The sequence below is a fragment of the Bacillus sp. E214 genome (assembly GCF_008087365.1).
In the GTDB taxonomy this organism is placed as follows: Bacteria; Bacillota; Bacilli; order Bacillales; family Pradoshiaceae; genus Pradoshia.
On sequence record NZ_VENN01000001.1, the window covers coordinates 1,385,739 to 1,408,600 of the forward strand.

Below are 22,862 nucleotides of genomic sequence, written 5' to 3' on the forward strand. Positions count from 1 at the left end.
TCCTCAAAAAAATTATTTACGTAGTCGAGAAAATATTTTTATAGGCGTTCCTTCAAATCCAAATGCATCTCTAATTTTATTCTCCAGGAAGCGTTCATAGGAGAAGTGCATTAATTCTGGATCATTTACAAAGACAACAAAGGATGGCGGCTTAACGGCCACTTGTGTAGCATAATATATTTTCAACCTTTTGCCGTGATGGGTTGGCGTTGGATTCATTGCTACTGCATCCATTATAACATCATTCAGGACATTCGTTTGGATACGCTGTGCATGGTTTTCACTTGCCAAATTAATCATTGGAAGCAAAGTATGGATACGTGCTTTCGTTTTAGCAGACAAGAACACAATTGGAGCATAGTCAAGGAACTGGAATTCAGCTCTAATTTTCTCTTCAAACTTCTTCATCGTTTTATCATCTTTTTCAACTGCGTCCCATTTGTTCACTACAATAACGATAGCTCGTCCTGCCTGATGGGCATACCCAGCAATCTTTTTATCCTGTTCAATAATGCCTTCTTCCCCGTCGAGGACCACTAGGACAACATCTGAACGTTCAATAGCTCGTAATGCACGTAAAACACTGTACTTTTCAGTACTTTCGTATACCTTACCTTTTTTCCTCATTCCAGCGGTATCAATGATGACATAATCATCGCCATTATATTTATATGGAGAATCGACCGCATCTCTTGTTGTTCCTGCGATATTACTTACAATAACGCGCTCTTCACCCAAAATCGCATTAACTAATGAGGATTTTCCAACATTCGGTCTACCGATCAAGCTGAACTTAATCACATCTTCGTCATAGTCAGGTGCTTGGTGATCAGGGAAGCTTTGTACAACAGCATCTAGCAAATCCCCAATTCCAATTCCGTGAGAGCCAGAGATTCCTATTGGTTCACCAAAGCCCAATGCATAGAAATCATAGATCTGATCGCGCATCTCAAAGTTATCCACTTTATTTACAGCAACGACTACTGGTTTCTTTGAACGATAAAGAATTTTTGCCACTTCTTCATCAGCAGAAGTCAATCCCTCTCTGCCACTCGTCATAAAAATAATAACATCCGCTTCATCAATAGCAATCTCTGCCTGTTGACGAATCTGTTCTAAAAACGGTTCATCCCCTATATCAATACCGCCTGTATCAATAATATTGAATTCATGGTTTAACCATTCTCCAGAACTATAAATCCTGTCTCTGGTTACTCCGGCTACGTCTTCTACAATTGATATTCTTTCTCCTACAATCCGATTGAATATTGTAGATTTCCCTACATTCGGCCTGCCTACTATGGCTACAACTGGTTTTGGCATGGTCGTTCATCCTTTCAACTATCCTAGCTAAATTCCTGTTTATTTTCACTGAATTGTTAGCATGTTTAATGTATTTATATTTTATGAAAAAAGAACCCTTCTTAATCATAAAGAAGGGTCTAACTATATTATGATAGCAAACGTTTCGCAAAGTAACAACTCTTCTGCTATATTTCCTTACTATTTTTGACGTGAAATTTAAACTCCCTTGGAGTTTTCCTTTCAATATTCTCGGTAAAAAGTAAACTAAATTACTTTTCTTAATGGAATTTATCCAACAGGTTTTTATCTAACGCCCTTACCTTTTAACCCTACATGCTGCTGATGATAAATCCTTCGCCTCGGTATTCTTTTTGTCCATAGATTATTGGTTTTATTTAAAAGGATAGTAATGGTTATCGCCAGTAACAAAAGGTCCAATGATTCAAATGTACCTATCGCTTTAACTGGAAACCCGTAAACATATAAAATCCCTGAATAAACTGCTTCACCAAGTATAATGGCAACACTAAGTATACTGACCCTTTTAGTTGATTCTAAAAAGATTATACTCAGTACAACCAGCATACCGGCCGCAATATAAATCCAGTTTACAATAAACCATACTGGATATAGAACTGAATAAATTCTAATACATATAAAGGCAATAGTAATAAAAAAAATAGCGACTGTCATTCTAATTAATTCTTTATTCGTCCAATGTCTCCATTGATAAAAAGACCAAAGCAGGGCCGCAATAAAAAACAGATTTAAATGTATACTGAATATATGGATGGACAGACCGGCAAAGCAAATCCCTGCCAATAGTCTGATCATTCCTCTCCGTCTTATCTTAACCGATTCATCTGATATAAAAATAAAATACCAACACCCAAGCCACATTAAACTGAAAAATAAATAACCTTCATGCATAAAAACCTCCCTTAGCAGTATGCCAACTTTCAATTTTTTTAAACATTTCAAATGTAATAGGAAATTGATTTATTTAACACATCTTCGGTAAGCAGGGCATTCGATTCTTTTCTATAAATTCAGTAGATACCCAAAGACACCCTCACTTTCATAAACAGATATTCTACATAACAGATTTTTTCAGCCACGCTAATTCTGGCCCTTTAATCGCAATCACGACCAAGTTACACTCTAATCCTCGGGTCATTTCACAAAACTAAATAATACAGAGTGAAGCATAACGCTGATTGGTAACTTTATTCGATTTTTTGTTTATACATAGAAACAGCCCTTCTCTATACCTGAGAAGGGCTGATTTTTACTTAATATTAAACCTAAAGCATGCAAGCCTGTAAGGGCATCTAACACATTACTTTATTTTTTTAAATTCTTTAACTGCTCTCCAATCATTTCACCTAATTGGAAGCCTCTTGTTTCTTCAGGGAGTTCATAGTTATCCATTTCAGCAGCTGGATTTTCTTGCAATTCTTTAATACTTAGAGATAATCTGTGCTCATCCTCATTCACGTCAAGCACTTTAACTTTAATAACATCTCCCTCAGACATAACCTCATGAGGAGTGCCGATATGTTTATGTGAAATTTGAGAAATATGCACCAAACCTTCTACACCAGGGAATACTTCCACAAAAGCACCATAGGATACAAGACGTTTAACCGTCCCTTCCAAAACACTGCCTTTTTTTGCTTTATCAGTAATATCTGACCAAGGTCCAGGCAGGGTCTCTTTTATGGATAATGAAACTCTTTCAGTATCACGGTCAATAGATAAAATCTTGACTCGGACGTTGTCTCCCTCTGAGACAACATCTGAAGGTCTGTCCACATGTTCATGAGAAAGCTGAGATACATGAACTAAACCATCAATACCTCCAATATCAACAAATGCGCCGAAATCAGTTATTCGCTGAACCGTTCCTTCAAGGACTTGGCCAGCCTGTAAAGATTCCAGAACGCCAATTTTTTTCTTTTCTTTCTCTTCACGCACAACATCTCTGTGTGAAAGGATTAAGCGGTTTTTTTCTTGGTCCAGCTCTACAATCTTAAACGCTAGCTCTTTCCCTTTGTAGTCAGAGAAATCTTCAACGAAATAATCTTCGACAAGCGAGGCAGGTACAAATCCACGTACTCCCAAGTCAACAACTAGACCGCCTTTTACAACGTCTTTAACCTCAGTTTCAATTATTTCACCATTTTCAAATGAAACAACCAGGTCTCCCCACGCTTTTTCTGCATCTACTTTTCTTTTCGATAGAATCAGAGCTTCATCTTCGACTTTGATAATCTCAAACTCAAGCTCGTCCCCTTCCTTCACCACATCTGAAGCTTTTTCAACGTGCAGACTGGAGAGCTCACTGATAGGGACAATGCCATCATGCTTACTATTTTCAACTTCAATTACGACTTGTTTTTCTTCAACTTTAGTTACAGTCCCACGCACTCTTTGGCCTACATTAAACTCGGTTACATTAATATTGTTCATATCCTCTGTCATATGTACTCCTCCTAACGATCACGGGTTCAATTACCTTTCAATTTATATTTAATACCACTAATCCGCCAGTATTAAACAATATTCTAAATAATCTCTTTTTTCTAACTTCTTATAATTTGTACTATTTGTCAAGCAGGATGTTTAGCGGTTTTGATCAATCAATTGCTTTATATGAGCCATTATGACTTTCGTCACTTCCTCAGGGGAGGCTTTTTGACTACGGTATTCTTCCATGTCAATTGGAGGACCGTATATAACTTTTGTTTTAGAAAATGGTTTATAGGAACCAATCACGGCACAGGGAATAACTTTAGCGTCCGTTCTCAACGCAAAGAAGCCTGCACCCGCAAGACCCTCTCCCAATTCGCCTGTCTTACTGCGAGTTCCTTCAGGAAACAGACCTAAGACATGTCCATCTTTTAAAGCACCCAATCCCTTTCGCAAGGCATTCCGGTCACTCATACCTCTTTTAATAGGAATGGCATGAACACGCGGTAAAATAGTTTTAAGAACAGGTACATTAAACAGTTCTTCTTTAGCGATAAAATGAACATCCCGCGGGCACGTCATCCCTACAACTGGCGGGTCTAATTCACTGATATGATTGGAGCATAATAAAACACCGCCTGTCTCAGGAAAATGTTCTCTTCCTGAAACTGAGACACGGTATAAGGGAGTTAGAGCTATCTTTACTACGCCCCTGGCAAATCTATAAAAGCTCATCCATATACTCCTTTCTCATTCGCTATCTTCATAATAGCATCCACCACTTCATCAATTGAAAGACTTGTTGTATCAAGTTCAATTGCATCTGCTGCTTTTTTCAAAGGAGATACTTCTCTTTCTGAATCAAATTTATCACGGGCCGCAATATCTTGTTTTAATTGTTCAATATCCGAGTCAAACCCTTTTAAGATATTTTCTTCATGTCTTCTTTTGGCACGCTCATCTACACTTGCAAGCATAAAGATTTTGACTTCAGCATTTGGCATAACTTGAGTACCTATATCTCTGCCATCCATTACAACGCCGCCTTGTTCAGACAGGAGCTGTTGTCGTCGAACCATTTCTTCACGGACCAGTTTATGCTGAGAGACAGCGGAAACATTTTTAGTTACATTCGGCGTTCTTATCTCTTCAGATACAATAACTCCATCAACCAGTACATCTTGTCCTTGTTCACTATTCTGCAATTTTATATCCGTAGACATTAATAGATCATAAAGAGCTGCTTCGTTATTCGGATCTATTCCATTATTTAATGCCTTATAAGTTAAAGCCCTGTACATTGCACCTGTATCAATATATATGTATGTTAGCCTTCTAGCAATAATTTTCGCTACTGTGCTTTTACCTGCAGCAGCAGGACCATCAATAGCAATCGATAATTTCTTTTTCATTTGTTCCTCCTTGTTGTACACAAAAATTAATCATGACTATTTTAACACAGCTTTACAGGATATAAATCAATATGAATGTAAAAAAATGAGACAAAGTACTTTACTTTGTCTTTAGAAAACCTAAATATTCATTTATTGGAAATTACATCCATAATTGCTGTATAATTATTTTCGATGACGCCTTCATATCTTGCGAGTGTTTTCCATTTAGTAAAGGTATGTTCACGATGAAAAACAAGCTGAAAAAATAATAAAAATAAAAGTTGAATGATAGCCATTTTCTTGATAAATCGCTCTACCGCATTCATATGGAACAATCCTCCTCTTACTTATGAGTTTGTCCATACAGATATGTATTTAATCCCCAAAACCTCTGTTTCTTTCCTCCAATTGCCTTTCAAAACAATAACGCAGCAAAATTTGCCGTTCTGCTTCAGTGATTTCGGTAAATTCGACAGATACTTTTTTTCTATTATTCAAAACTTCGACAATTCTTTTCACTTGTACCTGAATGGGTAGTTCACACACTTCCCTATTTCTCATCTCAAATGTAAACTGCAGTATTAGATTAGTATGAGTATCAATCTTTAAATTTTGAGGAACAATGATTGCTGCTCCTCCTGCGCTAATATCCGTTGTTAATGCCGTAAAGGGGGGGAATTCATTATTAATGGGCTGTACATTTACTTTTGTGGACAAGCTTACACGCACATATTCTCTTCGCTGAATTTTTTCCAGATATTCATCACCAGGATAATCTAAAAGCAGCAAAGGTATATTTTCCCTTACTCTTCCCTGGATTTCCGTATTAAACAGATAGGTATTTTGATCCTTTCCAACAAATGTTCCCCTGAAATTCGTTCCATTTATAAAGTAATCTATTCTGTTCGTATATATATTAACTGGATAATCAATATAAAGAATCCCATCTCTAACATCCATTAACTTGCATCTATATGTTTCAGGCTGATCTAATTGGCTCTTCTCAAGTATGATGGTCATTCCGATTGTTAACATAGTTAAACCATTTCCCCTCTGACATGTGTAAGAATATTCCAAAACAAGGACTTATGTACTATTATGACAGAAAATACAAAAAGGAAAAGACCGTTTCCAGCCTTTTCCTTAGATTATTTTTTATGAGACATCATCATACACTTTTCTTGCTTCATGCATGATTTCTACTTTTTCTTCATGCCCGTTTTCTGCATTAATAAAAATTCGGTAGGTATCATCGCCTACTGTTCCCATAAATTCATAACAGAGTACATCTTCATATAAATTATTTGTGATAACGGCTAATCTTTTTTCCATAATCATTACTTTTCCACTGATTTGCTTTTCAGCTTCTTTTTCAGTGATAGCCGGTTTATTAATTTTTCTTTCCTTATCATGATTTTGAAGATAATCGTCTGCTCCCAATCCGATGATATCTCCATTATCTAGTGCTACTTTGATACGGATTGCTTCAGGATAGATCCTCACTTGATCTTTAACCGTTACAAACGTATAAACACCAACATTATTATATTGAGTACTTTCAAATAACTCCATATTCTGATAGCCCATGTTATTCAGATATTGCCGAGCTTTCTTATATCCATCGTTTAACCCGATCTTAGCATCGGATACTTGACGATCATTAATAATATAAATTGGATGTCCACCTTTTTTAGTCAAATCGATTCCAATCATATTACCTGTAGAAGCACTCTTCAAATTCACATGATAGAACTCGTATTTTGAACCATCCTTATTTGCAGTTACGCTGACAGTTTTAGCATTAGAGACACCTGTATATTTTTTTGCCAGTTCAATTGCTTCCTTACGGGTTATTTCTTTTCCGGACAAATTTTTATAATCTATGTTTTTTTCCTCCACAGATGTAAATGTAGGTCCATATTCACTTTTTTGTCCAATTGACTTTACATTTTTATCTATCGTTTTAAGTCCATCAATAACTTGGTTGTCCCGTTGGCTGTCCCCCTTCGTATCCGCCAAGGCTGTTTCCACATCCATCCAACGTAAATCATTGTCGCTGATTTTCCTTTGAACACTCCTTAGCTCATCTCTTATTTCCGTTGCGTCACTATACAGAGCTTTTAATGTATTATATTCTTCATCAGATAGCGGACTTTTATCTAAATCTCGCACAGATGTCTTATAGGCGAAATCACCGATATTTGTTAAAAATTTCTCCGTTTCATGAAATGGCATTAATGTTAGGGGCAAATGACCAACATTATTATGTGCTTCACTTGTTAATCTCCAAACCTCAGCCAATGCCGGAGATAGAGAATCCTTTGTATTCATAGCCAATGTCGTCCCGATTTTATCATTTAACACATCAATTTGATAGTTCAGATCATTAAAGGCACGCTGATAATTATTCTCGGTTTGATTCATGATAGCTATTTTTTCTTGATGATCCTGATATGCCCAGTACGCTGTTCCAACTAAACCGATTAGCAATACAGCAATCACGATATTTCTTATCATTACATTCACCTCAGTTGCAGAATATATGCTTGCCGATTTTTTTTATTTGCGGACGACTCCATATCCATGAACTTGTCGCTGTTTCCGGGTTAAAATAATATTCAGCTTCACCGGTCGGATCCCAACCATTGATAGCATCTATAACTGCGTTTCTTGAACTCTCATTAGGTTCAAGCCAGATTTGTCCGTCAGCTACCGCAGTAAATGCTCCCGACTGAAATATAACCCCTGAAACTGTATTTGGAAACGATGAACTTTGGACCCTATTCAAAATAACCGCAGCAACTGCTACCTGACCCTCGTATGGTTCACCTCTCGCTTCACCATGAACTGCGTTCGCCATTAACTTTATATCACTTTCCGAAAATCCAGCTGGTATATTTGCAGCTGTACCGGTCGTCTTTGTGGATGTGTTCTTTTTCGCCGTATTTGTTGATTTTGTCGTTTTATTCGATGATGATTTTGGCTTAACTTGATGCTCAATTGGAGTTCCCTGATAATAAGTAAACTCATTTCCTGAATTGATTTGTTTTTTCACCCAGGAAGCATTGTAATTAGAGGCGCTAACCAGTTTACTTTTAGTCTTTGCTCCACCTAACCCATCAATAGGTAAGCCGAATTGTTCCTGAAAATTACGCAATGCCCAGTATGTTCCCCATCCAAAGACCCCATCTATTTTTCCATGATAAAAGCCTATATTTTGAAGACGCGCCTGTAATTCGATGACATCATCTCCGACAGCTCCCCTTTGAATCACTTGATTGGTAAATGCTTCAGTCTGGATATCAAAAATGGGTGAGAGGAATAAAAAACAACCAATTATTGAAAAGGATACTAACTTCCTTACTAAACCCTTCATTTCATGCCCTCCTGTAGAATTAATGACAGTAAGGGTAGTTTTTGCAAACACATATAAAATATTCAGTCCAACATGAAAATCATTTTCAAACTAGAGGATTGATGATTATAAAAATAAGTTGCATACAAAAGCTTTTTGAGCTGATAGCAGAGAAAAGCAAAGTTGAATGGAGGTAGGGAAAAATCATTTAGGATTGTAGAAGCAGTGGGGTATGAAGCATATTCTTTGTAACATAATAAGCAACAATTTCAGGATGAATTCATGACCTTTATTTACCCTGGAGGATTAAAGCCGCAGACAACATAAATAGATAAAACATCCTTTAAAATAAAAAAAACAAACCCTAATCAAATCTACTCCTAAAAAGAAGCAGATTTAGATTTAGTGTTTGTTTCTATTTTACTGCAGTTTACAGTTTATTAAACTGATTCAAATGACTGTTTAAAAGCCTTTTCTGTTAAAATTCTTGCCTTTTTTACTTTCCAAAGTCCGAGACCCCATAGACAGAACATAAATGGAATTAAATATACATACCATTTTTCCTGCTCCATCAATATATAGTTAAAGGAACCATGCAAGGCAATCGGAATGAACAAGGCTGTCAGCATATAAGTCAGCTTTAACCTGGGCTGGGTTTGGAATTTGGCTTTCCCAAAATAAAAGCCCATGATGACCCCAAACAGTCCATGACTTGAAACAGGGAACATCGCTCTTCCCCATGCATATTCAAGCCCATTCGAAAATAAATAGAGGATATTTTCCAATGTTGCAAACCCCAAAGAAATAGAAACTCCATAAACAATTCCATCATAGGGTTCATCAAAATCAACATGGCCATAGATCAACCAAAGGAATAAAGCCCACTTAATCAGCTCTTCTACCATTCCCTTTTCAAAGAAGGCATCAGCCCAAACAGAAAGAAAAAGCCCTTCTGCCTGGATGACATATTGAATAAACATAACAGGTATGACAAATAACGCACCATAGATAAATACTTTAAATACAACTGATACAGGCTCAGTGTTATATTGATCTTTCAGGTAAAAATAAATTAGCAAGGCTATACCAGGTGCAACGCCCGCTGTTAATATATTTAACATGGATTACCCTCTCTTTTTTACTCTTTCGTCCTTTAATCGTAACACGGACGAAAAAAAAAGAAAATCAAGAATTCTCACAGCTTTCATGTGATTAGTGTAATTCGAACCCTACAACTTAAACGCAGCCTTGATATCGACATTACCATTGGATAATAATATGGCCAATTTCAATCTTGCCTTCTTGCTGTCATAATCCTCACCTAGAATCACACCCCTATTTTGCAGGTCATGCGCACTGCCGTGGTATCCATAGGCAGGATACACTTTTCCTTCTTCCGCACTTGTACTGATAACAATTGTTATCCCGTTATCCAAAGCAGATTGGATTGAGTTGACCATTAAAGGTGTTACTTGCCCACGGCCGACTCCTTCTAGCACAATTCCACGTGCGCCGGCATTTACAGCGGCATCAATCATAATCCCATCTGCACCTGTATAGCATTTTACGATATCAACGCGCGGTATTTCCGGACCGATTTTGTAAGATTCATTATAGATCGGCTTTTGATAGACGCTGACTACATCATTATCGATGATTCCAAGATATCCATAACCAAATGATTCAAAGCCCTGGAGATTCGAAGCATGGACTTTTTTCACGTATCTTGCAGAATATATCCGCTCATTAAAGACAACCAAAACTCCGCTATGCTTTAAGTGTTGATTTGCGGCTACATAGATTGAATTCCGTAAATTGGAATATACATCGGTTCCGACATCCTGAGGGGAGCGCTGTGAGCCTGTTACCACTATTGGTCTTGGATCTTTAGTTGTTAGATCAAGAAAATAAGCCGTTTCCTCTAACGAATCCGTTCCATGAGTGACTACCACTCCACAAACTCCTTCATCCTCCAATTCCTTTTCAATGGCTTCTTTTATTAAAACCATATCTTCGAAACCAATATGCATGGAAGGCTTTTGCATTAAATCTATAATTTTTATATCGAAACCCTCCGGCAACTGACAGAGTGCTGCTAATTCCTCACCACTCATAGCACCCGAATTCAGAAGTCCTTTAGAGATTTCTTTACTGGCAATCGTTCCACCAGTCGTAATTAGTGAAATTTTCTTCATTTTACACCTCTTAACAAGTAATCAAGCATTCTTAATGCTACTCCAACCCTTCCTTATCTTTTACCGCATTTGCTATTTGTCCACCATGAAATCTTCCATTCTCAATAAAAATTTCATTAGCATTATTTCCGGCCACAATCACACCAGCCACAAATAGGTTCTCTATGTTTGTTTCCATTGTTTGCTCATCAATCATTGGTTTCCCTGTATCACTTTGTATTTCAACACCTACATTGGTTAGAAGGCTGTAATCCGGATGGTACCCTGTCATAGCAAAAACAAAATCATTTTGTATTTCGATTATTTGCCCCTCTTTTTCATAAATGACAGTTTGCTCTTTAATCTCTTTTACGACTGAATTAAATTCCATTTTGATAATTCCGTTGCGGACATATGATTCAAACTCGGGCAAAATCCAAGGTTTAATGCTTTTTGAATAAACATTTCCCCGATATATGACTGTTACTCTTGCTCCCGCTTTTACAAGCTCTAGCGCAGCATCTACGCTTGAATTTTTGCCACCGATCACAACCACATCCATATCGTAGAAAGGATGTCCTTCTTTGAAATAATGGTATACCTTATCCAAATTTTCACCTGGTATATTCATCATATTTGGTTGATCATAATAGCCCGTTGCAATGATACAGTATGGTGTTTCATATTCATTTTTGGTTGTTTTTATTCTAAATAATCCATTCTTCTGCTTTTCTATTACTTCCACACATTCATATGTATTTATTCTGAGATTCTTCCTCTTCGCTACTTCTCTATAGTATGTTAATGCCTGGAGTCGGATAGGTTTCCGATTTTCAGTAATGAAAGCGACATCCCCAATTTCTAATTTCTCACTGGTTGAGAAAAAGGTTTGATGTGTTGGGTAATGATAAATCGAATTAACAATATTCCCCTTTTCAATAATCAATGGATTTTTACCAATTTCCTTTAAACTAATGGAAGCTGACATACCACATGGTCCGCCGCCAATCACAATTGCTTCTTCATAGTGCATACTTCTTTCCTCCAAATAACCGTAAACTGGAATTTCAATTTGTATGTAGTATCTAGTACTTCTCAATGAATATTTAAATAACCCTTTTAGAATAACATTTTTAGAACCTAAACTCATCCACCACATGCAAAAAAGTTTTCTATCTCACGAGGGACAGAAAACTTTCTTATTGTTTGCAGTATTAAATCCAGCCTCTGAAACGCGATGCTTCGGCCATTTTCCGTACCCCAACCATATAGGCAGCGAGGCGCATGTCTACACGGCGGGATTGAGCTGTATCGTAGATGGTATTAAATGATTTAACCATTACTTTTTGTAATTTTTCCTCAACTTCTTCTTCAGTCCAATAGTATCCTTGATTATTCTGTACCCATTCAAAATAAGATACTGTAACACCACCGGCAGAAGCTAAAACGTCCGGTACTAACAGTATACCGCGATCTGTTAGAATACGCGTTCCTTCCAAAGTGGTTGGACCATTAGCAGCTTCAACGACAATCTTCGCTCGTATATTGTGAGCGTTTTCGTCTGTAATTTGATTTTCAATTGCGGCAGGTACCAAAACATCACATTCCAGTTCAAGTAATTCTTGGTTGGTTATCGTATTCGTGAATAGGTTGGTTACTGTACCAAAGCTGTCTCGACGATCCAGCAAGTAATCAATATCAAGGCCATCGGGATCATGTAAAGCCCCATTTGCATCTGAAATACCGATTACCTTGGCACCGGCATCATGCATGAATTTTGCCAAAAAGCTTCCTGCATTTCCAAAGCCTTGGACAACAACTTTCGCTCCTACTAAATCCATTCCACGTTTTTTAATCGCTTCATGGATACAAATAGTTACCCCTTTGGCAGTGGCTGATTCCCTGCCATGTGAACCGCCAAGAACAAGCGGTTTACCGGTAATAAATCCCGGAGAGTTAAATTCATCTATACGACTGTATTCATCCATCATCCAGGCCATAATCTGTGAATTGGTGAAAACATCCGGTGCCGGGATATCTTTTGTAGGACCGACCAATTGGCTTATCGCCCTGACATATCCACGGCTAAGCCTTTCCAATTCCCGAAAAGACATATTGCGCGGATCACATATGATACCGCCTTTTGCCCCTCCATACGGTAAGTCTACAATGCCACATTTCAAACTCATCCATATGGATAAAGCTTTAATCTCATTCTCTGTAACATTAGGATGAAAACGAATTCCACCTTTTGTCGGACCTATAGCGTCATTATGTTGAGCACGATAACCAGTGAAAACCGTTACAGAACCATCGTCCATTTTAACAGGGATTTTCACAGTTAGCATACGAAGCGGTTCCTTCAATAATTCAAATACCTCTTCTGGATATCCAAGCTTATCTAAAGCCTTATGGATGACAGTCTGAGTCGATTTTAAAACATCTAGTTTGTCCTCAGTGGAATGATGGTCGGCTGTCATTATAGTACCTCCTACAGATGTATAATAAGTAATATTTTCCTACCAGCATAAGTATACAACTTTGGCAATTGTCTGGAAAGTGAAATAATAGAATAATAGGGTTAAAAATTACAAAACAAAAATTTTTGAAAAAATATTCAGATTTATTATTCGCTTTTATAAATTCAGTATACTTAATAAAGCCTGGAAAGTGCAAGAGTACTGTTTTGGCCTTTATAAACACGCTTAGATTAAATAAAAATAACCACATCTTTTAGATGCGATTATGATAGGAAATATTTTTTTATAATAGTAATTATATTCTCTTTACTTATCCTGTGTCCGTAATCCGACAGGTATTCTTTACTCAAGGTCGAGAATTCTCCAAACTCCAAAAGAATAGACATAAGAGTTGCTTTGTTTATAAGAGTATCTTCTTTTATCTCTAAATAGTATTTGGACTTCCAAAAATAAAGGATTCCTTTCACATTCCAGCTAGTCTTTATAATTCTGCAAGCTTGTACCACATCATCAAACTCCGCAAATTCATATATGACTTGATCTCGCTTCATTATATTAACAGATAGGTACCCTTCTATTTCTTCTTCTTCTTCGAGATCTTCGTTTAAATTGTACGCATCCCTTTTTAAAATTATATAGATTCCGTAGCATGGATAAGAGTATACATCCATCTGAAAAAATCCAGCAACCAAATTCCCACATTCTTCAAGCACTTCTTGAATAATATGATAAAAAAAGCTATGGGTTTCCACCGAATGACTGGTTAGCACCTGACAGGTAACACCTCTGTCTTCCAATTCATCGTAGGGAATAAATAGTTTGAACAATGTCGGATTGATTTGTTTAAGCTTCATGAAAAAATCCTCCTGTAGCTACTCTCTCCATTCCATTGTATGAAGGGAGTCACAGTCGGTACCTTGTTTTAAAATCATGAAGGAGTTAACTTCTTTAAATGGATTAAATGAGTCTCAGGTTTTGCCATTAATCGCAGCGGAAGTAAGCTTGTTCCATATCCATTACTTGTTAGGATGGTCGTATCATTCCTCTCGCTGACGCCGCCCAATTTATATCTGCCCATTCCAAAAATCCTAATTTGTCCCCCATGTGTATGGCCGCTCAATACTAAATCAATTCCATATGATTTCTCAATTTCCTTTTCAATTTTCGGAGTATGACTGGCTAGAATTCTAAAACTGTCAGATTCCACTTCTTCCATTGCCAAATCAAGCCGCCCCGTTTGTTCCTCTTCATCATAAAAGTCAATTCCAAGCAGGCGTATTTTACCGCCATCCTTTGTTTCAAACAGTACGCTTGTATCTAGTAATTCATGGATATCCAACTCTACAAAAAGTGCATCCAGTTCATGTCTATCTATTTCATAATCATTATTACCCCATATGAAATAAACAGGACCTACACTTTTTAATTTAGTTAAATTTTCTTTTATTCTATCTAGCGGTACCCCTTTTTCAGCTAGGTCACCGCCAATTAAAACAAAATCAGCCTTCCCTTTTACCTGCCCAATAATTTCATTACTGATGACCCGCCTATGTATATCTGAAATAAAAAAGATTGTGATGGTCTCATCACTTGGAAATGTACTGAATTCAAACGTATGATCAATCACTCGGTCCTGATGCGCAAGCCTGTACATATATATGAGTAAGCACACACATAAAGCAATTAATAAACCAAAAAAGAACAGCACTGCCATAGTATCTCCCTTTCAATCCTTTATATCTTATAACTAAAAGAAGCCAGCCTAATAAATGACTAGCTCTACATTTATTTATATCTTTATTTTTTATCAATATGCAAAACTTTTTCATCAATATGCAAGACTCTAAAGCCTGATTCCTCTAATTTACGGATAAATTTATCTACATTCGGCGCTTTCACTACTTTAATGACAATGCGCCTTAAAAGTTTATCGGTTTCATCAAAGGTAACTAATGAAATTATTTGTTGCTGATATTGCCTTGCAATCTCAGTTAACCTGGCAATACGCCCCTTGGTTTCGACTGTAGTTAATGCTATCCTCACACCAGGTACATGAACGCCAAAGGTACTCTGGAATTGTTCAATTATATCATAGCGCGTAACAATGCCATGGAAATACTCGTAATCATCCACTACGGCTAATAAAGGTATCTCTTTTAAGTCCAAAAATATATTTTCGTATATTTCGTCTTCTTTTAATGTTTTGTTTACCTCAGCGATCGATTCTGCTTTTGTTTCCTTTAAAAAAATATCTCTCGGCAGCTCTGATAAGAAGGCTGCTTTGTATACTCGATACCTTGTGATCGTACCTATATACTTATTTCCTTTAAGAACTGGCACTCCCTCAATTTGATGTTCATCCAGCACCGAGAAAACCTCTTGAAGAGTATCATTGTAAGAAACCGTATGACAATGATATTTTGAAATCATGATATTCTTTACAAACATCAAAGCACCCCCACCGCAATCTAGTATAAACATTCCCTATAATTGATACTTATTCGACAAATCTCAGACTTTACCTGCCTATTTTGTGAAAAATTATTTATTTTCGTGAAAAAGATTAATATCATATAAATCTTTAAATTTATTAAAGAGGATATGTCTATTTTTCCAAGCTACATCATTTTTCCATAGATCCTTACTCCTATCTATAATCTCACATCGCAGTGCGTGAAATTCCTTTTCTGCCTTGTCCATCTTTTTTTTGTAATAAAGCATCCCTCCATACATAAAGGCAAGCATTAGCATACAGAGAATGATAAACTCATTGTCAAAAAAATAGTTATACATGGACATAAAAGAATAAGAATAAAGAGGAATAATGTTCTTATATACATAAACAACTAGAATTGCTGTTAAACCTAATGTAATGTAAATAAATAAAAAATGACGGGATTTATAATGATCGAACTTGCGTTTTCTTTTCACCACATTGTTGAGCATTATTTTTGTAGCCTCATCGGTATGTTCGTCCAAATCATTGATATACGCTTCCATAAACCACCTCTCCTTTTCATAATCATGTTTATGAAAAGAAGCGGTCAATTATGTAATTCTTGTCCATTATTTATTTACCCGTTCCCTATACATGCTTACTTTTACTAAATCTATTATAAGACTGCTTTTACCTTGCCAGCTTGCTTATTTATGACAAATCCAAGGATTAAATCAATGGTGAAATGCATCGCGATTGTAACAAATAAATTGCCTGTCCACTCATAGATAAACCCAATAAAGAAACTTAACAGTAAGATATTCACAAACAAGTATACATTATATAAATACCTTATATGGATTAGTGCAAATATGAGGCTGGCCATCCATAAACCAACATATGTTTGAATGATTCCCCTGAATAATAATTCCTCACTGATAGAAACTAAAAGGACAATAAAGACTAGTTGCCGTCCATTGAGAGAACTAAAAATACGTTGATTGATTCCGCCATCATTAAAGTATCTCTCGGGAAGATACCTCATCGAAAGTAAGTCGTAGAGAACTACCAGCAATCCTGCTGGGATTCCTATAAGAAGGATAGACCAATCTTGAAAATCAAATAACAATAAAAACTCCTGTATATCATCAAAGACCCATATCCCCAAAAAAGAGGAGATTATAAGCAAAAGCAATTGAGTTTGAATCAATGCCTTGTATAGTTCTTCATCCTTTAACTGACTCACGAGCTCTGCCTGTTTATTTTTCATTTGTTTACTCTGCCCTTCCAGTAAATAATTGTTTCAATTGCATACGCCAATTTTGATCTTCCCGAGGAATGTCTTGCCGTTGTTTTGGAAGGATAGCGATAAGTGCATCCAGTGTTGCTCCACACCGGTCACAGCAAGTCTTTGTTTTATTCTGTAGCTCCTGATTAAAATAGGAAGCGATGCTGCTCTTTCTGCACTCAGTGGAAAGAATCCATTTTTTCAATAGATATAATTTCATGAGTTTTTCTTTTTTTCGATTTTCCAGTTCTACATCTATTCGCTCAATTCGTTCATAGGGGTCAAGAATATTCCCCTTTAATAAAGCCTTATTTAATTCTTTTATCCGTTCTATTTTGTCATCACCAATAAACTCCTCAGCTGTAAGATTGGAGGCCTCATGATGAATAACCCATTCAATTTCTGAACGAATTGGAAAATCTCTTTCAATCAGATGGGAAGCTTGCCATTCATCTCCTTCTGAATATAACAATATGGCCACTGCCGGCAATCCATCTCTTCCAGCCCTGCCTATTTCCTGTACATATGCCTCCACACTCAACGGCATGTTTACATGTAAAATAAATCGTATATCATTTTTATTAATCCCCATACCAAATGCATTGGTGGCCACGATGATTCTTAACTGCCCAGATAAAAATTGCTGCTGAATCAGGATTCGGTCACTAGTTTCCATACCGCCATGATAATAAGCAACACCATCAAAGCCCTTTTCTAGTAGAAATCCACTTAATTGTTCAGCAAGTTTTCGGCTGGATACATATATAACCCCTGCACCTGGCACTTTATTCAGTGCATCAATTAAAATTTGAAGCTTATGCTGATAATCAGCGGCTTCTTCTACCAGGATACTGATATTCTCCCTGTTCACACTATGGATTACTCTCGCCGCATCCTCCATACATAAATTTTTTAAAATATCCTCTTGAACCTCAGGAGTAGCAGTAGCTGTTAAAGCTAAGGTCAATGGGTTATTCAGTTCTTCTCTAATACGGCCGAGCTGCAAATAACTCGGTCTAAAATCATAACCCCATTGTGATATACAGTGCGCTTCATCTACAACAAACAATGCAATGTTGAGCTTTTTTAATTTATCTAAAATAAATCTGGATTGCAGCATTTCTGGCGAGATATATAAAAATTTTAATAATGATAATGACCTCAGCACCATATCCCGTTCCTGCAGGGTTAAAAATGAATTTAAGGAGGCAACCTTTTTTTCGCCTTTCGCCTTCATTTGTTCTACCTGATCTTGCATAAGAGCCAACAATGGTGAAATGATAATAACCAATCCATCCATCAAGTATCCGGGCATCTGAAAACACAAGGTTTTACCGGTCCCAGTTGGCAGCATAGCAAGTGTATCTTTGCCGGTGATAATGGATTCTATCACTTCCTTCTGTCCAGTTCGAAACGTTTGGAATCCGAACATTTTTTCTAATTGAGCTTCTAGCGGCTGCATACTTACACTTCCTTTATAGTTGCCATAACGAGCCTGATTTTAAAATAAGTTATCTCAGATGGAAGGACCATTTTTAAAGATCTTAACTGTTTTGTTTCATTAGTAGCAATGGCCTGTTTGATTTGTTCTTTCTCTGTTGCACTTACAAAATCATCTATCGGAAAATCAGGTACGTTTGAAACGATTTCAACAAGATGATCTTCAATCGTATTCGTTTTTAAATTCCGTACGGCTGCTACTTCTTCTTTGGACATCCCGGCTTGCAGCATTTTTAATGTTCTTTGCGTAGAAGCAGTTAAAAGAGATTGAACAGGTTTACCTATAAGCACAAGTTCTTTCAATAGTATATAAGGAGACTGAACACTGGCTTTAAGCATATAATGAATAGTATCCCAAAAGAGAAGTCTCGCATAAAATACATCTATATTAAGCTTTCGTGCAGCCTGTTCGATTGTCAAACCCGCATGCTGGTGACCTGAGAAGGCTGAAACAATTAATTCTGCTCCGGCTTCATTTACATTACTTAATAAATCATCAAGCTCCTGATATAGAAGCTGGGCCAATTCCATTGAAGAGAGAGGAATCTTTTTAAATAATTTTTTCACTAACAGTTGTTCCTCTTGATTACGGGAAACCGCAATGAAAGAATGATTGCCATTTAGCAAACAGGACGACGTTTGTACCAATAATTGCAGCCTCATCCAAAATCCATGAGCTGCATCTTGAAAGGTACGACCATCCAGGTTAGTTAACTGAGGATAATCCTTTTCCCAAAAGGAAAGTGCTTGTTTACCATGCTGCGTACAGACATAGGTATTAATACCTGTTTCTTTTATATATCCTTTTTTGGTTAATTCAATAATCTTTTGATCCCAAGTCTCTCTTTTTAACTTTGGAAGTACGCCAAAAAACCGAGATATATTAAACAAACGAGCATCTTGAATGGGCTGAGAGGATTTTTTCCCATTAAGTATATGTAAAGGGGAATATACTGTTCTTTGCCCCTTTAATGCATTTATTAAATACAGTATTAATCCGTCAAAATATGGTATAATCATGTTTTAACCCCTTTATCCTACATGTCTGACACTTTTTATCTTACCAAATAGTTGTACCCTCATGCTTAAAATTCAATAGCCTATTTTTCCTTTATTCGCTAAAAACACGCGAAATATTGGCTATTGAAAAGTTATACCATGAGTTTTACAATAAGGTGAGGGGTTTGATATCCAGTTCGGTATCAAAATATATATTTTTTTACCTGGGAGGTATTTAGCATGGCTAAATTTACTATTGTTGACAAAGAAACTTGCATTGCTTGTGGTGCTTGCGGAGCAGCAGCTCCAGATATTTACGATTATGATGATGAAGGTATTGCATTTGTTACTTTAGATGATAACCAAGGTATTGTCGAAATTCCAGATGTTCTGCTTGATGACATGATGGATGCTTTCGAAGGATGCCCAACAGATTCTATTAAAGTTGCTGACGAATCCTTTGATGGAGACGCATTAAAATTCGAATAGTCTCCCCATTAATAAAAGCCTCTGCGGTTTCGCAGAGGCTTTTATTTAATCTATTTTATACATTTCGCACTACAGATTGCTTCGAAAACCAGCCCTGCATTTTAGTGAATAACAGCATAAATACAATGGCTATTAAGGTTCCTTTTATTAAATTGAAAGGAATGATCGCCGTGGTGATCATTGCTCGAATCTCTGTACCAGACATGTTCCAATTCATTAACACACTGTAGCTTGGCAGTAAAATGAAGTAATTGACAAGACTCATAAATACAGCTAATACGATTGTGCCTCCTACTAGTCCGTATACCATGCCTCTTTTAGTGCCGATTTTTTTATAAAAATAGTAGGCTGGAAGGATAAACGCGACGCCTCCGATAAAGTTAGCAAAATGACCAACTGGAATTCCTGTATCGCTTCCTGTCATGATGTAATCCAAAATATTTTTTAATAATTCAACCAGGATACCCGCAATCGGCCCAAAAATGATGGCCGCAATTAAGGCTGGAATATCACTGAAATCAATTTGGAGAAATGCCGGAAAACCTGGGAATGGAAAGTTTATAATCATCAAAACATATCCAATCGCACCCAACATCCCAATCGTAACCATTTTTTGAATCTTACTTACACCACTGCTTTTCATTATTCCTCTCTCCTTTAGGTTTTGGTACTACCTCTTCCAGAAGAAAGGCTCTGCCTAAAACGTCAATCATGAAGCCATGCCACAAAAAATCCCTTTATCTTTATTAGATAAAGGGAGAAAAGGCAATGTGAAACAAACGTTCATGAAAGATTGTTTTTTGAACGTTAACAGAGACCTCCATCTTCTCCCATCCAGACTATACTGTCGGCTTTGGAATCACACCAAATCCTGCCTTTACAGGCTCGCGGGCTTAGATTATACATCATCACCGCCGGTAGGGAATTACACCCTGCCCCGAAGATAGACCGTATTTAATTGGTAAAATGGCTTAAGAAAATAATCAGGCTAGACATTCCACCTGTAAATTTAACTAGACCATTTCTATATTGATTTTATCCCAATAAACTAAATAATACAAGAGATTAGAATCACTATATAAATAGATCAAAAAATATATATTTGTAAAAAATTCATAAATTAATGGCCTCACCTCTATTTTCCTCGAACCAACTAAGCCGTCTAAATTATAGAAAATGAAGTCTTTTTAGTATCTGCCGGCAACAAAAATTAGACTTTTCCAAAATTTTAAAATAGTAAGCGCTTGCAATGTTGAATCTTGATTGACACACAGATTATAAGTCTTGTAGAGTGGAAACAAGATTAAATACTTCTACAGGATGGTGACAAGATTGTTTAAAGTGCTCATAGCTGATTCAATAAAGCCAGATGGTTTAACACCATTCATTGGCAGGAATGACATCGAGGTTGTCCAAAAAAAGATAGATGAAGTAAGCAGTGAATTGCATCTGTTTGATGCACTTTTAGTTAGAAGTGCTACAAAAGTAACAAATGATTTACTTCAAAAAATGACAAACCTAAAAATTGTAGCCCGGGCTGGCGTAGGGATCGACAATATAGATGTTCCTTCCTGTACAAGTCGTGGAATCATTGTGGTCAATGCACCGGATGGCAATACAATTTCTACCGCTGAACACACTTTTGCCATGATGGCATCCCTGGCCCGAAACATTCCTCAGGCTCACCAATCTTTAAAAAATGGTGCTTGGGAGCGAAATCGCTTTGCCGGAGCTGAATTAAAAGGTAAGACGTTAGGAATCGTTGGTATGGGGAGAATTGGTACTGAATTATCCAAGCGGGCGAGAGCTTTTCAGATGAATATTTTTGCCTTTGATCCTTTCATTACGTCAGATCGGGCAAAAGAATTAGGCATAACGGTCGGTTCACTCGATAACCTGCTTCAAGTATCTGATTTCATCACCGTCCACACCCCATTAAATAAGGATACAAGAGGCTTATTAAACAAAAATACAATACATAAATGCAAAGACGGTGTCTATCTGATCAACTGTGCCAGAGGAGGCATAATTGACGAGGACGCTTTATATGATGCGGTTCTTGAGGGAAAAGTAGCCGGAGCTGCACTGGATGTATTTGTAGAAGAACCTCCGGTGAATAATAAATTATTGTCCTTGGATCAAATCATTGTCACACCTCACCTTGGAGCGTCCACTGCTGAAGCGCAATTAAATGTGGCTAAGCAGGTGGCAAAAGAAGTAGTCTCATTTGTGGATGGAATACCAGTGTCAAACTCCATCAATTTACCAGCTATACCTGCTGAATTATTTAATAGAATACAGCCATATTATCAATTAGTGAAAAAACTTGGCTCTTTCCTATCACAATATATAAACGAAGGCATAAAAGAAATTTCCATTACATATGGCGGTGATGCTTTTGATTTTGATTCATCAATTTTAACAAAATCACTTGTTTCTGGATTTTTTAAAGAACGGGCTGATGTCACCATCAACGAAGTAAATGCCTTGTTATACGCTAAGGAACGTTCCATCACTATAGGTGAAAAAATCTCAAACGAAACATATGGTTATTCAAATAGTATAACGGTAAGAATTAAAGGCGATACCAGACAAATTGAAATGAAAGCAACCTATATAAAAGAATATGGGCCGCGTATCATTGCCATCGATGACTTCAAAATCGACTTTTACCCTGATGGCCATATCCTATATATCCAGCACCACGACAGACCAGGCGTGATTGGCATTGTCGGTAAAAAACTCGGCGATCTTAATCTCAATATTGCCACCATGCAGGTAGGACGGAAAGAAGCCGGCGGTGAAGCCATTATGATCCTTACGTTTGATGAAAAAATTCCTCATTCCGTCATAAATGAACTTGCCGGCAATGATGAAATATCCGTCGCCAAAGCAATTAATTTGAGTGAGGCATAGAATAATAAGAATAGGGCATCTCATAAGCTGGCTTAGCTTATCGATGCCCTTTC

The 22,862-nt window shown here is 37.0% G+C and carries 23 protein-coding genes and 1 riboswitch; of the genes, 2 read left to right on the top strand and 21 right to left on the bottom strand.

Translation table 11 applies throughout. The features are described 5' to 3' along the window. Positions 1–12: 12 nt before the first annotated feature. The 20 genes from der to FHY47_RS06550 form a co-directional block, all read right to left on the bottom strand. Positions 13–1,323 carry a ribosome biogenesis GTPase Der gene (gene der / locus FHY47_RS06455; RefSeq protein ID WP_066107491.1) on the bottom strand — a complete coding sequence of 437 codons (1,311 nt, stop codon included), beginning with the start codon at positions 1,321–1,323 and terminating at the stop codon, positions 13–15. Between the two features lie 285 nt (positions 1,324–1,608). After that, complete coding sequence (locus tag FHY47_RS06460) at positions 1,609–2,235, bottom strand: YphA family membrane protein (RefSeq protein ID WP_066107492.1); 627 nt, start codon at positions 2,233–2,235, stop codon at positions 1,609–1,611. A gap of 414 nt (positions 2,236–2,649) precedes the next feature. Beyond that, positions 2,650–3,789 carry a 30S ribosomal protein S1 gene (gene rpsA / locus FHY47_RS06465; protein WP_066107495.1) on the bottom strand — a complete coding sequence of 380 codons (1,140 nt, stop codon included), beginning with the start codon at positions 3,787–3,789 and terminating at the stop codon, positions 2,650–2,652. Positions 3,790–3,930: 141 nt separating this feature from the next. Next, positions 3,931–4,512 (bottom strand): lysophospholipid acyltransferase family protein, encoded by a 582-nt coding sequence (locus FHY47_RS06470; protein ID WP_066107498.1) that lies wholly within the window; start codon positions 4,510–4,512, stop codon positions 3,931–3,933. Beyond that, positions 4,509–5,189: a (d)CMP kinase gene (gene cmk / locus FHY47_RS06475; protein WP_066107501.1), complete on the bottom strand. Its 681-nt coding sequence runs from the start codon at positions 5,187–5,189 to the stop codon at positions 4,509–4,511. Before cmk ends, FHY47_RS06470 begins: the two co-directional genes overlap by 4 nt. A gap of 128 nt (positions 5,190–5,317) precedes the next feature. Further along, on the bottom strand, positions 5,318–5,497 hold the full coding sequence (locus FHY47_RS06480) for a DUF5359 family protein (protein WP_148629887.1): 180 nt from the start codon (positions 5,495–5,497) through the stop codon (positions 5,318–5,320). A gap of 49 nt (positions 5,498–5,546) precedes the next feature. Further along, complete coding sequence (locus FHY47_RS06485; RefSeq protein WP_140461598.1) at positions 5,547–6,206, bottom strand: flagellar brake protein; 660 nt, start codon at positions 6,204–6,206, stop codon at positions 5,547–5,549. Positions 6,207–6,326: 120 nt separating this feature from the next. Next, positions 6,327–7,688: a germination protein YpeB gene (gene ypeB / locus FHY47_RS06490; protein ID WP_066107512.1), complete on the bottom strand. Its 1,362-nt coding sequence runs from the start codon at positions 7,686–7,688 to the stop codon at positions 6,327–6,329. A gap of 10 nt (positions 7,689–7,698) precedes the next feature. Continuing rightward, positions 7,699–8,547, bottom strand: coding sequence for a spore cortex-lytic enzyme (gene sleB / locus FHY47_RS06495; RefSeq protein ID WP_066107513.1), 849 nt, complete (start codon positions 8,545–8,547; stop codon positions 7,699–7,701). 419 nt (positions 8,548–8,966) lie between these two features. Next, on the bottom strand, positions 8,967–9,647 hold the full coding sequence (prsW, locus tag FHY47_RS06500) for a glutamic-type intramembrane protease PrsW (protein ID WP_066107516.1): 681 nt from the start codon (positions 9,645–9,647) through the stop codon (positions 8,967–8,969). A gap of 108 nt (positions 9,648–9,755) precedes the next feature. Next, entirely contained in the window at positions 9,756–10,721 is a 966-nt protein-coding gene (locus FHY47_RS06505; protein ID WP_066107519.1) for an asparaginase, read from the bottom strand. Positions 10,722–10,758: 37 nt separating this feature from the next. Continuing rightward, positions 10,759–11,733, bottom strand: coding sequence for a YpdA family putative bacillithiol disulfide reductase (locus FHY47_RS06510; RefSeq protein WP_066107522.1), 975 nt, complete (start codon positions 11,731–11,733; stop codon positions 10,759–10,761). Positions 11,734–11,914: 181 nt separating this feature from the next. Further along, entirely contained in the window at positions 11,915–13,180 is a 1,266-nt protein-coding gene (locus FHY47_RS06515) for a Glu/Leu/Phe/Val family dehydrogenase (protein WP_066107527.1), read from the bottom strand. Between the two features lie 263 nt (positions 13,181–13,443). Continuing rightward, positions 13,444–14,034, bottom strand: a complete 591-nt coding sequence (locus tag FHY47_RS06520) for an adaptor protein MecA (RefSeq protein ID WP_148629889.1) — start codon at positions 14,032–14,034, stop codon at positions 13,444–13,446. Between the two features lie 74 nt (positions 14,035–14,108). Beyond that, positions 14,109–14,894 (bottom strand): metallophosphoesterase, encoded by a 786-nt coding sequence (locus FHY47_RS06525; RefSeq protein WP_066107533.1) that lies wholly within the window; start codon positions 14,892–14,894, stop codon positions 14,109–14,111. Between the two features lie 83 nt (positions 14,895–14,977). Next, positions 14,978–15,628, bottom strand: a complete 651-nt coding sequence (locus tag FHY47_RS06530; RefSeq protein ID WP_148629892.1) for a CBS domain-containing protein — start codon at positions 15,626–15,628, stop codon at positions 14,978–14,980. 93 nt (positions 15,629–15,721) lie between these two features. Next, positions 15,722–16,180 (bottom strand): YpbF family protein, encoded by a 459-nt coding sequence (locus FHY47_RS06535; RefSeq protein WP_066107539.1) that lies wholly within the window; start codon positions 16,178–16,180, stop codon positions 15,722–15,724. A gap of 113 nt (positions 16,181–16,293) precedes the next feature. After that, complete coding sequence (locus FHY47_RS06540; protein WP_066107543.1) at positions 16,294–16,887, bottom strand: CPBP family intramembrane glutamic endopeptidase; 594 nt, start codon at positions 16,885–16,887, stop codon at positions 16,294–16,296. Positions 16,888–16,891: 4 nt separating this feature from the next. Beyond that, the gene (locus FHY47_RS06545; RefSeq protein ID WP_148629894.1) at positions 16,892–18,367 is read right to left on the bottom strand and encodes a RecQ family ATP-dependent DNA helicase; all 1,476 of its coding nucleotides are present in this window, start codon (positions 18,365–18,367) and stop codon (positions 16,892–16,894) included. A gap of 2 nt (positions 18,368–18,369) precedes the next feature. Next, positions 18,370–19,425, bottom strand: coding sequence for a YpbB family protein (locus tag FHY47_RS06550; RefSeq protein ID WP_066107549.1), 1,056 nt, complete (start codon positions 19,423–19,425; stop codon positions 18,370–18,372). A gap of 219 nt (positions 19,426–19,644) precedes the next feature. Between FHY47_RS06550 and FHY47_RS06555 the strand changes: the two genes are divergently transcribed. Further along, the gene (locus FHY47_RS06555; protein WP_066107552.1) at positions 19,645–19,893 is read left to right on the top strand and encodes a ferredoxin; all 249 of its coding nucleotides are present in this window, start codon (positions 19,645–19,647) and stop codon (positions 19,891–19,893) included. Positions 19,894–19,948: 55 nt separating this feature from the next. Here the strand turns inward: FHY47_RS06555 and FHY47_RS06560 are convergent, their stop codons facing one another. After that, on the bottom strand, positions 19,949–20,536 hold the full coding sequence (locus FHY47_RS06560) for an ECF transporter S component (RefSeq protein WP_148629896.1): 588 nt from the start codon (positions 20,534–20,536) through the stop codon (positions 19,949–19,951). 175 nt (positions 20,537–20,711) lie between these two features. Beyond that, positions 20,712–20,842, bottom strand: a riboswitch (FMN riboswitch). 383 nt (positions 20,843–21,225) lie between these two features. Here FHY47_RS06560 and serA point away from each other — a divergent pair. Then, positions 21,226–22,809 (top strand): phosphoglycerate dehydrogenase, encoded by a 1,584-nt coding sequence (gene serA, locus FHY47_RS06565; protein ID WP_066107558.1) that lies wholly within the window; start codon positions 21,226–21,228, stop codon positions 22,807–22,809. Positions 22,810–22,862 lie beyond the last annotated feature (53 nt).

Coding starts and splice junctions, on each gene's coding strand:
- FHY47_RS06505 (WP_066107519.1), bottom strand. CDS start 10,721: ATGAAGAAAATTTCACTAATTACGACTGGTGGAACGATTGCCAGTAAA.
- FHY47_RS06480 (WP_148629887.1), bottom strand. CDS start 5,497: ATGAATGCGGTAGAGCGATTTATCAAGAAAATGGCTATCATTCAACTT.
- FHY47_RS06515 (WP_066107527.1), bottom strand. CDS start 13,180: ATGACAGCCGACCATCATTCCACTGAGGACAAACTAGATGTTTTAAAA.
- FHY47_RS06470 (WP_066107498.1), bottom strand. CDS start 4,512: ATGAGCTTTTATAGATTTGCCAGGGGCGTAGTAAAGATAGCTCTAACT.
- FHY47_RS06535 (WP_066107539.1), bottom strand. CDS start 16,180: ATGGAAGCGTATATCAATGATTTGGACGAACATACCGATGAGGCTACA.
- FHY47_RS06555 (WP_066107552.1), top strand. CDS start 19,645: ATGGCTAAATTTACTATTGTTGACAAAGAAACTTGCATTGCTTGTGGT.
- prsW (WP_066107516.1), bottom strand. CDS start 9,647: ATGTTAAATATATTAACAGCGGGCGTTGCACCTGGTATAGCCTTGCTA.
- FHY47_RS06550 (WP_066107549.1), bottom strand. CDS start 19,425: ATGATTATACCATATTTTGACGGATTAATACTGTATTTAATAAATGCA.
- ypeB (WP_066107512.1), bottom strand. CDS start 7,688: ATGATAAGAAATATCGTGATTGCTGTATTGCTAATCGGTTTAGTTGGA.
- cmk (WP_066107501.1), bottom strand. CDS start 5,189: ATGAAAAAGAAATTATCGATTGCTATTGATGGTCCTGCTGCTGCAGGT.
- sleB (WP_066107513.1), bottom strand. CDS start 8,547: ATGAAGGGTTTAGTAAGGAAGTTAGTATCCTTTTCAATAATTGGTTGT.
- FHY47_RS06560 (WP_148629896.1), bottom strand. CDS start 20,536: ATGAAAAGCAGTGGTGTAAGTAAGATTCAAAAAATGGTTACGATTGGG.
- FHY47_RS06530 (WP_148629892.1), bottom strand. CDS start 15,628: ATGTTTGTAAAGAATATCATGATTTCAAAATATCATTGTCATACGGTT.
- FHY47_RS06525 (WP_066107533.1), bottom strand. CDS start 14,894: ATGGCAGTGCTGTTCTTTTTTGGTTTATTAATTGCTTTATGTGTGTGC.
- rpsA (WP_066107495.1), bottom strand. CDS start 3,789: ATGACAGAGGATATGAACAATATTAATGTAACCGAGTTTAATGTAGGC.
- FHY47_RS06460 (WP_066107492.1), bottom strand. CDS start 2,235: ATGCATGAAGGTTATTTATTTTTCAGTTTAATGTGGCTTGGGTGTTGG.
- FHY47_RS06510 (WP_066107522.1), bottom strand. CDS start 11,733: ATGCACTATGAAGAAGCAATTGTGATTGGCGGCGGACCATGTGGTATG.
- FHY47_RS06540 (WP_066107543.1), bottom strand. CDS start 16,887: ATGAAAAATAAACAGGCAGAGCTCGTGAGTCAGTTAAAGGATGAAGAA.
- der (WP_066107491.1), bottom strand. CDS start 1,323: ATGCCAAAACCAGTTGTAGCCATAGTAGGCAGGCCGAATGTAGGGAAA.
- FHY47_RS06545 (WP_148629894.1), bottom strand. CDS start 18,367: ATGCAGCCGCTAGAAGCTCAATTAGAAAAAATGTTCGGATTCCAAACG.
- FHY47_RS06485 (WP_140461598.1), bottom strand. CDS start 6,206: ATGTTAACAATCGGAATGACCATCATACTTGAGAAGAGCCAATTAGAT.
- FHY47_RS06520 (WP_148629889.1), bottom strand. CDS start 14,034: ATGAAGCTTAAACAAATCAATCCGACATTGTTCAAACTATTTATTCCC.